The 12,309-nt window shown below is 67.1% G+C and carries 9 protein-coding genes; 3 read left to right on the forward strand and 6 right to left on the reverse strand.

Translation table 11 applies throughout. The features are described 5' to 3' along the window. Nucleotides 1-202: 202 nt before the first annotated feature. The 4 genes from RUU78_RS19680 to RUU78_RS19695 form a co-directional block, all read right to left on the reverse strand. Nucleotides 203-1,864 carry a fatty acid CoA ligase family protein gene (locus RUU78_RS19680; RefSeq protein ID WP_313919344.1) on the reverse strand — a complete coding sequence of 554 codons (1,662 nt, stop codon included), beginning with the start codon at nt 1,862-1,864 and terminating at the stop codon, nt 203-205. A gap of 240 nt (nt 1,865-2,104) precedes the next feature. Next, nucleotides 2,105-2,818: a M50 family metallopeptidase gene (locus RUU78_RS19685; RefSeq protein WP_313919345.1), complete on the reverse strand. Its 714-nt coding sequence runs from the start codon at nt 2,816-2,818 to the stop codon at nt 2,105-2,107. 238 nt (nt 2,819-3,056) lie between these two features. Next, nucleotides 3,057-3,956, reverse strand: a complete 900-nt coding sequence (locus RUU78_RS19690; RefSeq protein ID WP_313919346.1) for an alpha/beta fold hydrolase — start codon at nt 3,954-3,956, stop codon at nt 3,057-3,059. 91 nt (nt 3,957-4,047) lie between these two features. Next, complete coding sequence (locus RUU78_RS19695; RefSeq protein ID WP_313919347.1) at nt 4,048-5,064, reverse strand: 3-oxoacyl-ACP synthase III; 1,017 nt, start codon at nt 5,062-5,064, stop codon at nt 4,048-4,050. Between the two features lie 361 nt (nt 5,065-5,425). Here RUU78_RS19695 and RUU78_RS19700 point away from each other — a divergent pair, with 361 nt between their 5' ends. Further along, nucleotides 5,426-7,489, forward strand: a complete 2,064-nt coding sequence (locus RUU78_RS19700) for a hypothetical protein (RefSeq protein WP_313919348.1) — start codon at nt 5,426-5,428, stop codon at nt 7,487-7,489. Between the two features lie 18 nt (nt 7,490-7,507). Further along, nucleotides 7,508-7,900 (forward strand): DUF4156 domain-containing protein, encoded by a 393-nt coding sequence (locus RUU78_RS19705; protein WP_313919349.1) that lies wholly within the window; start codon nt 7,508-7,510, stop codon nt 7,898-7,900. Nucleotides 7,901-8,103: 203 nt separating this feature from the next. Here RUU78_RS19705 and RUU78_RS19710 read toward each other — a convergent pair whose 3' ends face one another. After that, entirely contained in the window at nt 8,104-10,842 is a 2,739-nt protein-coding gene (locus RUU78_RS19710) for a pitrilysin family protein (RefSeq protein WP_313919350.1), read from the reverse strand. Between the two features lie 182 nt (nt 10,843-11,024). Between RUU78_RS19710 and RUU78_RS19715 the strand changes: the two genes are divergently transcribed. Further along, on the forward strand, nt 11,025-11,723 hold the full coding sequence (locus RUU78_RS19715) for an SDR family oxidoreductase (protein WP_313919351.1): 699 nt from the start codon (nt 11,025-11,027) through the stop codon (nt 11,721-11,723). A 62-nt stretch (nt 11,724-11,785) separates the two neighbouring features. Here the strand turns inward: RUU78_RS19715 and RUU78_RS19720 are convergent, their stop codons facing one another. Continuing rightward, nucleotides 11,786-12,283, reverse strand: coding sequence for a cytochrome C (locus tag RUU78_RS19720; RefSeq protein WP_313919352.1), 498 nt, complete (start codon nt 12,281-12,283; stop codon nt 11,786-11,788). Between the last annotated feature and the right edge of the window lie 26 nt (nt 12,284-12,309).

Raw genomic sequence — 12,309 nt, forward strand, 5'->3', positions numbered from 1 at the left:
TGCTATGGGGTATGCGCCTGCTGCGCGATCCATGGATCGCACGTGCGGTCCGCGGCGTCCGTCGGACCCGCAGCCGCGGGGCCATGTCGCCTGGGACATGCATCCGCAGGTAACCGGGTTTCGCTCCTCAGCGGGAAAGTCGGCGAGACTCGCGCCCACGCGCAGAGCAACCGCATGCGACGCGCGCACCTGCCAGGTGCAACTACGGTGTCTGTCCGATGCGCGTCGCGGCCCAGGCCGCGAGCTTTTCGCGGCCGATCTTCGCGTTGTGCCGGATATCGACCGGAAACTGCGGGTGAAACAGCACCTGCGCGATGCTCCGCGTATGCGCAAAGGACTGGGCGAGGTTGCGCGCCTCGGCCTCGATGCGTTCGGCCGAGTCGGCAGACTCGCGCTCGAGCTCCAGCAGCAGCACGGGAATCTGTTTCCTGGCCGCGCCCACGCCGACCAACGCACTGCGGCGCACGCCAGCGATCGCGTTGAAGATCGGCTCGGCCTGTTCGGTATAGAGATCGCCGCCCGCGGCGCGGACCCGCTGCGACTTGCGGCCGCAGAACCAGAGCCGGCCCTGCGCGTCGAAATAGCCGAGGTCGCCCATGCGGTGCACGAGACGATCGCCGTCGCGCACCTTGGCCAGCGCAGTCGCAGCCGGACGCGCGTGGTAGGCCTGCGTCGTGGTCGGGCCGGCCACGGTGATCTCGCCAATCTCCCCGGTGGCCAGTTCGCGTACCCCGCTCCAGTCGGCGATGGCCTCGTCGGTGATCGCGATGATGCGCACGGTATTGGCCGCCAGCGGCCGTCCGACGCAGGTGCCGGCGCCGCGCTCGGTCTGCGCGCGCGTGTCATTGAGCAGTTCCGCACTCTCGATCACGGCCAGCGGCAGGCATTCGGTCGCGCCATAGGGCGTGTAGATTTCGGCCGCCGGATCGAGCCATGGCCGCAACCGCGCGAGAATTGCCGGCGCCACCGGCGCACCGGCCGAGATCACGCGGCGCAGGCCCGGCAGGCGCACGCCATGCCGCTCGCAATGCCGCGACAGCGTGTCGAGCAGCGCCGGCGAGCCGAACAGCATGTCGACGCCGAAGCGCTCGATCGCGGCCACGAGCTTGCGCGGATCGGCGCTCGCCGGCCGCGTCGGGTCCATGTCCGGGATGACCGAGGTCGAACCCAGCGCCGGGTCAAACAAGGCGAAAGGTGGAAAGGTGGGCATGTTCACATGCCCGGGCTGCAGCGCGAACGCGTCGCGCAGCAGCTCGACCTGGGCGAGAAAATGCCGATGCAGGTATTCCACGCCCTTGGGCACGCCGGTCGAGCCCGACGTGAACAGGATCGCGGCGAGTTCATCGGGCCGCGTCGCCGCGGCCATGAACGGGCGCGCCGGGGTCGCATCGCGCAATGACTGCATGCGCTGCCCGCCCCAGCCGAATGGTCCGCCGACCGTCACGACGATGCGCACGGAAGCGCGCGCCCAGCGCAAAACGAGACGTGCGACCTGCGCCAGCGGTATGCCGACGAACGCCTCGGGCGCGGCTTCATCCAGGCACTGGCGCAGTGCGCGCCGGTCGATGCCGGGATCGATCAGCACGGGCACCGCACCGAGCTTGAACAGCGCGAACATCAGCACGAACAGCTCGCGACCGGGCCGCACCATCAACGCGGTCTTCGTGCCGCGCGCGATGCCGGCGCGGGCCAGCGCTGCAGCGCTGTGGTCGCTCGCCGCATCGAGTTCGACGTAGCTGATATCGAGATACGGCGGCAGCTCGCTGCCGCGCGACGCGTGCTGCGGCACGCGCAGTGCAATCGCGTCGGGACGCAGCTTCGCCATCGCGGTCAGCGCGCTGGCGATGTTGGCGGTTTCGGTCATGGGCTGCCTTGCGTTTCCGCGCACCGCGGGACGGTAGCTGGCGAAGCAACACCGTCCCGAACCAGCCCTCCCCTTGAAGGGGAGGGCTTCAGCATTTCCGACGGTTGGCGAAGCACTCCCTCCCCTTCAAGGGGGTGAACGGGCAACCGCTCAGAACCATAGGTTCTGGTTGTCCTGAACGCCCAACGGGCCGGAGGGTTGTGGGGGGGATGGTGTTGTTCGAACGTTGATGACATGAGTTCACCTCGCCTTGACCGCGGGCATCGCGCGTCGCTTGTAGGCCAGCCTCAGGGTCACGAACAGCATCGCGAGCGAAACGCCGGCCCAGACGATCGTCCAGATCACCGCCGGAATCCCGGTCGTCTGGGCCATGCTGAGCGCATCGGTCTGCACGTTGCTGCCCGCCGACAGGCGCAGCAGCGTGAACAGGCTGTTGAAGCCGTCGAGCACCAATTGCAGCGCCAGCACCATGAGCAGCCCGTCGCTCCAGGGCGGGCGCAGGCGATAGCCGGCAAGGAACATCGCGGCGGCCAGCGCGAGACCCGTCGCGATGCCGAACAGGTTGCGCACGAACAACAGGCAGAGCAGGCCGAGTATCAGGCCCAGCGCCATGAGCAGCACGCGCGAGGCTGCGCCCCGCGCCGCGAGCAGAATCAGCACGCCGCCGAATACGGCGCTGCCGACGTAGCCTGCGCTGGAAATGAGCCAGCGCCAGCCGCCGGCGGACCAGGCCAGGCCCGACAGGTCCGGGCTGACGGTGAACCGGTGGAACTCGCCACCGCTCACGAGCGCCGCGAGCCCATGACTGATCTCGTGCACGAAGGTGCCGAACAAGCGCAACGGGTAGACCACGAGGCCGACGATGGGTATCTGCCAGAGCACCAGCAAGGCCAAGGTCAGCGCGGCCAGTCCGGCCAGTTCGGTCCAGCGCCATCCATCCGAAAACCCAGACATGGTTTAACTCCGAGGCAGTTTTAGCTATTTCGCTTTTTCACGGGCACCAGATCTCCACAACCCTGGCCAACGCTACGCGTTGGCCGCCCCCTTGACTCAAGGGGGCTCCAAAAGCCGCTTCGGTGGCCAGCGTCTCAGGCCCTTCGCGCAGCCTCGAACTTTTTCGCTTCGCGCTCCTGCTGCGTGGATCTCGTTCTTCCAAGCGTTGCCACCGGCGGTGTCGTCCCTGGATTTTTGCCTAGCCTGTGCGTTGCAGGAATGTGCGCACGGCCGGGACCAGTTGTTCGTGGGCGTCTTCGAGGACGTAGTGGCCGGCGTGCGCGTATTCGTGTGCCTCTGCGCCGGGAAAGCGGCGGCGCCATTCTTCGAGAAAGGCCTTGTCGAAGACGAAGTCGCGCAGGCCCCAGCCGATGAACATCGGCCGGTCGCCGAACTGCGCCAGTTCGCGCCCGCACCGTTCGACCAGATCCCAGGCACGGTCGCCGGGAGCGAGCGGGATGTCCTGCACAAAGCGCAATGTGGACAGTCGATTTTCCGGTGTGTCGTACGGCGCGAGGAAGGCACCTCGCACTTCGGGTGCCATCGGCTTCTTGACACCCCAGTGCGCGGCACCACGCGCGAACGCGTTGTGCTTGAGGATCAACCATTCGCCGAGCTTCGAATCGCGTCCGAGGCGCAGCGTCGCGGGCAGCCGCTGGCCCTTGGGATTGGGGAAGGCCGCGGTATTCGTGACGACGATGCGCCCGATTCGCTCGGGCCGGCGGCAGGCCCAGGCCAGTCCGATCATGCCGCCCCAGTCGTGCACGGCCAGGGTCCAGCCGCGCTCGGGAGCGCCTTCGCGGATCAGGTGGTCGACCAGCGCGTCGAGGTCGTCGACGCGCGATTGCAGCGTATAGGCATAGCGATCGTCGCGGGGCTTGTCCGACAGGCCCATGCCGATATGGTCGGGAACGATGCAGCGGTAGTTGTCGCGCAGGCCGAGGACGAGGCGCCGCCAGTAGTACGACCAGGATGGATTGCCGTGCAGCATCAGCACCGGCGGCGCATTGCGCGCACCTTCGTCGAGGTAGTGCTGGCTCAGGCCGTTGGCATGGCCGAAACGAAGCCCGCGGAACGGGTAGTCGGGTAGGACAGGCATGCGCGGCGTCGGCACTCGTCAGGCGGCGCAGGCCGCGGCCGCGCGATGATAGCCGAGCCCGCGCCGGTTTCCCGAGCGGGCCGCGGTCGCATTACCAGACGACCTCGGCCATCGAGCAGTTCAGCCCCGAGCCGATGCCGAGCAGGGCGATGCGCTTGCCTTTCTGCAGGCGGCCCATTTCCTTGAGCTTGGACAGCACGATCGGCACCGAGGCCGGACCGATGTTGCCGTGCTCCGGAAAGATCGCGTGCACCTTTTTCGGATCGATGCCGAGCAGGCGGCAGAATTCCTCGGTGTGGACGCGGCTGATCTGGTGGATGACGAATTCGTCGAGTTCCTCGATGACCCAGCCCAGCGCGGCGCGCGCGGCCTGGAACGTCTTGCCGGCGAGTTTGAGACCTTCGGTCAGCAGGCTGCGCGTATCAGTGATCATGCGATCCAGATTGCCCCGGCACAGGTGCGAGAACTCCGTCGCCGCGCGCGTGACCGAACCGAGGAACTGATGGCCTTCCGGCAGCAGTTCGGAACGGCCCATCACCATCGCGGCTGCGCCGGAACCCAGCGTCAGCGAGGCGAATTCGCCGCGGAATTCCTTTTCCTCGATGTCCGGCGAGAGCATGCGCTCGATGGTCCGCTCGGTGATGAGGTTGGAGGTTTCGCCGTCGACGATCAGCGCGTACTCGATGTCGCCGCGCTCGATCATGCGCGCGGCGATGTCCATGCCGCTGAGGAACGCGAGGCAGGCATTGCCGACGTCGAAATTCTGGCAGGTGTCGGCAAGACCGAGGTTGCCGTGGATGATGCTGGCAGTCGACGGTTCCAGGTAGTCGCGGCAGACCGACGTATTGATGAGGATGCCGATCTTCTCGTGCGGCACGCCGGACTCGGCCAGCGCCTTCTGCGCGGCGGCGGTGGCCGCTTCCGAAGGCATGGTGTCCTTCGCCCAGATGCGCCGGGCATAGATGCCGGCGATGTCTTCGAGCACGTTGTCGCGGATGCCTAGCCGCTGGATGGTTGGCTTGAGGCGCTCGTTGAGTTCGGCCGAGGTCAGGCGGACGGGCGCGTCGATATGAGCAACGCTGGCGATGGCGACGTGCTTGAAGAGCATCGGAGGGATGTGCCGCAATGGGATGACCGCGAAGGCTATAGCCTTGGTGTGGAAGCCGCAACCAATGACAGGCGCGACCAAGGTCGCTCGCGACGGGTGTCGGTCCGGCAAGATGCAGGCGCACACGCGGGCGGATCGTGCGCTACGCCCGAAGGCTGGAGGTCGATCCACCCGCCAGCCCCGGACGAACCGCTAAAAACCAAGCGGACACAGGGATTTGCAGTCGCGCGATGCCGGCGCCGCCCGCCGCGCGCGCTGGCACGTCTGCTGCGACTGTGCGGCAAGGTGCCGGCGCAACGATGACGTTCAGATTGCTCCGGCTATGGTTCGCCGTCGTACGTTCGTTGCAATGAGGGAAGTCATGAAACCGGGGATAGGATTCTTCTTTGTAGGCCTGCTGGCATTGGGTATCGCGGCTCCCGCCGCCGCGGTACGCGAGCTGCGGGGCCAGGCGCCATCAGGGGCTCATTACACCATCGCCGTCCCTGACGGCTGGAAAACCGGCGATGCGCTCGTGCTGTACCAGCACGGCCTCAACTTCTCTCCCGACAACGATCCCGGCCTCGGCCCGCTGCGCGACCTCGCGCTGGAACAGGGCTATGCCATCGCCGGTTCAGGCTTCACCTCGCGCGGCTGGGCACTGCTGCGCGCCGTCGACGAAAACAAGGAATTGCTGGAGATTTTCCGCCGCGACGTCGGCGATCCGGGCGAACTCCTGCCGTTCGGCGGCTCGATGGGCGGACTGATCGCGTTGAAGCTCGCCGAAGACCGAGACCTCAATCCGCTGATCAAGGGCGTGCTCGCGCTGTGCCCGCCGGTGGCCGCCTCGCGCGCCTGGGACAGCGGCCTGGACGTGCGCCTGGCCTATGACGCGGTCTGCAGCGACGTCAACAACGGCAGACTCAAGACCGGTGCCGAGCCCTATCCGTGGGCGTACAACCTCAACGACATCCCCGACGATCTCGACGACCTGCAGTTCGATCCGGACGTGCGCAGCGCACTGCTCAGCGTGACCGTCTGCACCGGCATCACCTTGCCGCAGAGCATCCGCACCAATGGCATGCGTGATCGCCTCGCGCGCCTGCAGCGCATCACCGGCATCCAGGACGAGCGTTTCCTGCTGACCAACATCGCCTATTCCACGTTCGTCATGAGCGACGTGCTGCGCGCCCCGGACAAGATGGACGGACGCAATCCATTCGGCAACATCGGCGCGATGTATACCGACGTGGATCTCGACCGCCGCATCCGCCGGGTGACGCCGCAGCCGGCAGCGGCCGTGGAATTCAACTGGCACTCGGACTTCCGCGGCGATGTCGGCACGACGCGCGTGCTGTCGCTGCATACCAGCGGCGACGAACTCGTTGTTCCGGAGCACCAGTTCGTCCTGCGCCAGCGCCTGCCCGCGACGCAGCTGCTCAGCACGGTCGTTCGCGAGACCGAGCCGAGCCACTGCGGATTCAGCGAAGCCGAGGGGCTGGTCGCGTGGGAAGCGCTGCGGAGCTGGAAGGATGGCGGCGTGAAGCCGACCGTGGCACAGCTGCAGCAAGGCTGCCTCGGAATCGCCTCCGGCGCGGACTGCCGCTTCGACGAAACCTATGTGCCGGGCTCGTTCGATGCGCTCGTGCCGCCGCGCGCGGCGCCGGTGACGGTCGATGCGCGTTTCAACGGCAGCTGGTTCGATCCGTCGCGCAGCGGCGAAGGCATCGCGCTGGAAGTGCTGGACGGCGGACGCGCCATCGTCTACTTCTTTACCTTTTCACCGGCCGGCATGCAGCCGGCGCAGGCCTGGCTCGTCGGCGACGGCAAGGTCGTGCCCGGCGGCATCGCGTTCGACACGGTCTACCACCGCCCGAGCCGGCCTGACGGCGGCCCGGTATCGACCGATACGACGGACTGGGGCCGCCTGTTCATCGGCTTCTCCGACTGCAACAGCGGCGAGCTGCGCTGGGAAGGGCCGCAAGGCTGGGGCCGCAAGACGGTGCCGCTGTCCCGCCTGACCGCACTGAAGGGATTGGGCTGCGAAAACTCCCTCCCCGCGCCGGCACAGGCCAGCGGCTCGTGGTTCGATCCGAGCCGCGGCGGTTCCGGTTTCCATGTAGAGCAGTTCGACGGCAACCGCTTCCTGGTCATGTATTACGGCGCCCCCGGCAGCAGTGATTTCGTCGGCTGGGCCAGCGGTGTGGCGACCGGGGACCTCGCGGCCGGCGCAACGGTCGATCTCGCAACAGTGACCGGTCCAGTCTTCGGCGATGCCTACGACCCGGCCGCCGTGGTAAACCATCCCGCCGCGCTGAGCCTGCAGATCCGGCTCGCCTGCAGCAGCGGTACCGCTACGCTGACCCAGGCCGGCGGCACGCCGGTCGCGCTGAACCTGCAACGCCTGACCGCGCCGGATGACGTCGCGCCCTGCACCGGCAACTGACCGAGAAAACAACCGACCATGAAAACACCGCTGCTGTTTGCCGCCACGCTGGCGCTGCTCGCCGGCTGCACCTGGGTCAAGCTCGACGATGCCGGTGCGCGCGTGCGCGTCGCCTACGATGGCCGCGTCGACGGATGCGACAAGGCCGGCGAGGTCAGCGTCTCGGTCAAGGACCGCGTCGGCTTCTACGACCGCAACGACCTGAAGGTCAAGGACGAACTCGAGACGCTTGCGCGCAATCAGGCGATCAGCCTGCCGGCCGACACCATCGTCGCGCTCGGCGCTCCGCGCAACGGCGAGCAGTCCTTCGCCGCCTACCGTTGCGGGGCAGGCCGGCGCGCTGCCACCGATCGCGACGCGCTGCCGCCGCCGCGCGACAAGGGCGGTGCGGAAACCTACCCGGTGCGGTGAGTTGCGGCCTGAGCGCGTCCGACGGGAACGTCGGTCGCTCGGCTTACGGTTTCGCTGCTCCGGCGCAACACCATGCCACCCAACCGGCCGGCTGGGCGTCAAGGACAATGAGAACCTTCGGTTCCAGACCATCGTCCTTGACCCCCTTGAAGGGGAGGGCTTTTCCGGCTTCGCGCTTACGATTCCCGATTCCCGATTCCCGTTCAGCGCACCGGCTTGCCGTCCGCGTCGACGACCTTGACCTCGCCCACGTTCAGCGCGCGCACGCCCGCTTCGATCTTTGCCAGATCACCGACGATCACCCAGGTCAGCGCATCGGGCTTGATCACTTCGCGGGCGGCGGCGCGGATGTCATCTTCTTTCTGTCCTTCGACGCGCTGCTTGAACGTCTGCACGTAATCGTCCGGACGACCGTTGCGCACGATATCGACGACGGCGCCGAGTACCGCTGTCGTGGTTTCGAAGCGTCCGGGCAATTCCCGGATGTCGTTGTTGCGCACCTTGTCGATTTCTTCGCGCGTGATCGGGCGGGCGCCATTGATGTCGCGCGCTTCCTTGATGAGTTCCCGGACCGACTCGGCGGTCTTGTCGGTCTGCACCGGCGCGTACAGCAGGAAGAGGCCAGGCCCTTCGGCCGACTGCATCAGGCTGCGCACGCCATAGGCCCAGTGCTTGTCTTCGCGCAGATTCATGTTGAGGCGCGAGGTGAAGCTGCCACCGAGAATCGTGTTCATGGTGCCGATCTCGAGGTAGTTCTTCGCACGCGAGGACGGCGCGGTTTCGCCGGCGAGGATCAGCGACTGCTGCGCGCCGGGGCGATCCATCAGGAATACGCGCGGCCTGGACGGTTGTACGACCTGATCGACGGCCGGTTTCTTCAGCACCGCCGACGGCGCTTTCCAGTCACCGAACACCGCATCGAGTTCGCGCGTGATTTCCGCCAGCGTAGTATCGCCAGCGACCATGATGCGGGCGTTGTCGGGACGGATGAAATCGCGGTGGTAGTCGGCCAGATCCTGCGCCGTCAGCGCGCGGATCGAATCGGCCGTGCCCGAGCCGGTCAGCGGGATCGCGTACGGATGACCTTCGCCGTAGACGAGCGGCGGCAGCAGGCGCAGCGCGATCGACACGGGCTGGGTGCGTTCCTGCGCGATGCCCGACAGCCACAGGCCGCGCACGCGCTCCAGGTCGGTCGACGCGAACGCCGGATGGCGCACGATCTCGGCGAACAGGGCCAGCGAGGGCTTTAGCTGCGCCTTCAACGCGTCCATCGAAACCGCCGTCGCATCGAGGCCGGCGCCGGCGCTGATGCCGACGCCGAGTTCTTCCTGGCGCTTGGCGATCTGCAGCGCATCGAGCGAGCGCGTACCTTCGTCGAGCATGGCCATGGCGAACGACGCCGTGCCGAGCTTGCGGCCCTGGTCGGAGGCATAGCCGCCATCGAACTGCAGGCTCAGCTGCACCACCGGCAGCGACGTGCGCCGCGCCAGCACGACCTCGATGCCGTTGCGCAGCGTGCCGCGCTCGATCGCCGGGAAGCTCAGGTCCGGAAAGCGCTCGACCGTGGGCAAACCCTTGCTGCGGTCAACGCTTTCGGGCGCGGCCTTGTAGTCGGCGAACGGCTCCACGACAAGCGTGTAGTCGCCGCGCGCAATCCAGTTTTTTGCAGCATTGTGGACATCGGCAACGGTAGCCGCATCCAGGCGCGCGAGGCTCGCCTTGTACGAGGCGGGGTCGTCGTTATAGACCTGACCCTCCGCCAAGGTGCGCGCCTTGCCGGCACCACCGACCTTCTCGACGCTGCGCACGACACCGGCGAGGATCGAGGTCTTCACGCGCTTGAGCTCTTCTTCGGTCGGCCCCTTGTCGAGGAAGCGCTGCCATTCCTCGGCAATGACCTGCTCCACGCGCGCCGGATCGACACCCCGTTTCACGTCGACATCGAGTCCGAACAGGCTCGCCAGCTCCATCGGTTCGATGCTCACGCCGACGGAATCGGCCAGCTGCTCGCGATAGATCAGGCGCTCGTACAGGCGCGAGGTCTTGCCGCCGCCGAGGATCGCCGCGGCGATCTGCAGCCGGCTCAGGTCCGCCGTATAGCGTTGCGGCACATTCCAGCTGCGATAGATCCGTACCTGCGCGACGCGATCCTGCGCGACGTCGCGCGACGAGTCGGTGCGCGGCGCGACCCAGGCCTCGCGCCGCGCGAGCGGCGGACCGGAACCGATCGCGCCGAAATACTTCTGAATTTTTTCCTTGGCGGTGGCGGCGTCGATGTCGCCGGCCAGTACGACCGTGGTGTTGGCCGCGCCGTAGTAGTCGCGGAACCACTGCTTGACGTCATCGAGGCTGGCCGCATTGAGGTCATCCATCGAGCCGATGGTGTCCCAGCGATACGGATGGCCTTCGGGGAAGCTCGCTCGCAGGATGCGTTCGTAGGCCAGGCCGTAGGGCTCATTGTCGCCCTGACGCTTTTCGTTCTGCACCACGCCGCGCTGTTCGTCCAGCACCTTCTGGTCTATCGCGCCGAGCAGATGACCCATGCGGTCGGACTCCAGCCACAGGGTCATGTCCAGTGCCGTGGTCGGTACCGTCTCGAAATAGTTGGTCCGGTCCGCATTCGTGGTGCCGTTGCGGTCGGTCGCGCCGACCTGTTCCAGCGGGCGGAAGAATTCGTCGCGGAAATTTTCCGAGCCCTGGAACATCAGATGCTCGAACAGATGGGCAAAGCCGGTCTTGCCGGGACGCTCGTCCTTGGAGCCGACGTGATACCAGACGCCGACCGCAACCACGGGTGCCTTGCGGTCCTCGTGCACGACCACGGTGAGGCCGTTGGAGAGCTGGAACTTCTCGAACGGAATATCGATGGCGTCGGCCGCGCCGGCGAAGGTGCGGCCGACCATGAACAACAGGCCGATGGCGAAGGCTAGCGTCTTGCGCATGAAGTGCTCCATGGGAATCGCCGGGGCGAACCGCGGGAGGCTAACGAGGCCAGCCGCGGCACGCAATTGCCGCCTGACCACCCCCGACCGGCGAAAGTTCAGACGCAGGCGTTCCACAGTAGAGGTTGCCTGCGTGGCAGCGCTGCCCCAGCATGCGCTGCCATCACTGCACGGAGTCACGCATGCCGTTCGCCATCGTCAGCGGTGCCAATCGTGGGCTGGGTCTGGAACTGGTGCAGCAGCTGCTGAGCCGCGGCTGGCGCGTGATCGCCGGCTGCCGCAAGACCCAGGCCTTGCGTCTGACCGAACTGGCCGGCGCGCATCCGGGCCGTCTGCATGTGATGCCGCTGGACGTGGCCAGCGAGCGCTCCATCGCCGCATTCGTCGGCGAGGCGCGCATCGTCACCGACCAGCTCGATCTGCTCATCAACAATGCGGGCCTGCTCGTCTCCGGCGAGCACTTCGGCCAGGTCAACGCGAAATCGATGGCCGACAGCTTCGCGGTCAATGCCTGCGGACCGCTGCTGCTGACCCAGGCCTGCGCCGGGCTGTTGCAGCAGGCATCCGGCGCGCGCGTGGCGAACATCTCGTCGATCATGGGCTCGCTCGCGTCGACGGACACGTTCCGTACGCCGAGCTACGCGATGAGCAAGGCGGCGCTGAACATGGTCACGCGCCTGCTCGCCGCCGAGCTGTCGCCGCAGGGCATCACCGTAGCGAGCCTCCACCCGGGCTGGGTGCAGACCGACATGGGCGGCGAGAACGCAACCTTCGGCGTGGAGCAGGCGGCAATCGCGCTGATCGAGCGGATACTCGCGCTGGACGCCAGCGACGCGGGCCGTTTCATCGCGAGCGAGGACGGCCGCGAGCTGGCGTGGTAACCGCAACGCGGTGCATCACACCCGGGCGTTGAATGGCTTTCCCCGGCCGCGCAGGCGTCGCGTCAACGGCCTGCGTTGGCGACAGCCGGCGGCGGCGAAGGAAAGCGCACGGCGGGACCGGCCGGCTCCACACCCGGCGGCAATGCCGCCGGCGCGGGCTCGCCGGCCTTGCCCAGGGCCTGCACGGCGAGCCAGATCGCATCGAGGTCCGCATCGCTCATGCGATTGAGGACCCAGTACGGCATTGGCGGTCGCGCCTTCATCACGCGTGCGTATGCGCGCCACTCGTCGCGGCTCAGCGTGTTCAGGCGCAGGCGCAGATTCGTCGCATAGCTCGTGCCCCACGGGCCATTCCAACCGAGCTGGTCGCCGATGAGCCACGCGGATTCGGGCGCCTGCCCGCCGTTCATCGCAAAGCCGGGCGTATGACAATCATGGCAACCGGACTGAAACAGCAGCTCGCGGCCACGCTGCTGGACCGCGACCGTATCAGCGCCGGCGACAGACAGCGAAGAAGACGCCAGTACGAGCAGCGCCGACAAGAGGAAGGTAGTGCGCATCGAGGTTCCCGGATCGACCGCAACGG

Source organism: Tahibacter sp. (genome assembly GCF_032229445.1).
Taxonomy (GTDB): domain Bacteria; phylum Pseudomonadota; class Gammaproteobacteria; order Xanthomonadales; family Rhodanobacteraceae; genus Tahibacter.

Excerpts from the sequence above, each read along its gene's own strand:
- RUU78_RS19680 (WP_313919344.1), bottom strand. The coding sequence starts at position 1,864 with ATGACCGAAACCGCCAACATCGCCAGCGCGCTGACCGCGATGGCGAAG.
- RUU78_RS19685 (WP_313919345.1), bottom strand. The coding sequence starts at position 2,818 with ATGTCTGGGTTTTCGGATGGATGGCGCTGGACCGAACTGGCCGGACTG.
- RUU78_RS19690 (WP_313919346.1), bottom strand. The coding sequence starts at position 3,956 with ATGCCTGTCCTACCCGACTACCCGTTCCGCGGGCTTCGTTTCGGCCAT.
- RUU78_RS19695 (WP_313919347.1), bottom strand. The coding sequence starts at position 5,064 with ATGCTCTTCAAGCACGTCGCCATCGCCAGCGTTGCTCATATCGACGCG.
- RUU78_RS19700 (WP_313919348.1), top strand. The coding sequence starts at position 5,426 with ATGAAACCGGGGATAGGATTCTTCTTTGTAGGCCTGCTGGCATTGGGT.
- RUU78_RS19705 (WP_313919349.1), top strand. The coding sequence starts at position 7,508 with ATGAAAACACCGCTGCTGTTTGCCGCCACGCTGGCGCTGCTCGCCGGC.
- RUU78_RS19710 (WP_313919350.1), bottom strand. The coding sequence starts at position 10,842 with ATGCGCAAGACGCTAGCCTTCGCCATCGGCCTGTTGTTCATGGTCGGC.
- RUU78_RS19715 (WP_313919351.1), top strand. The coding sequence starts at position 11,025 with ATGCCGTTCGCCATCGTCAGCGGTGCCAATCGTGGGCTGGGTCTGGAA.
- RUU78_RS19720 (WP_313919352.1), bottom strand. The coding sequence starts at position 12,283 with ATGCGCACTACCTTCCTCTTGTCGGCGCTGCTCGTACTGGCGTCTTCT.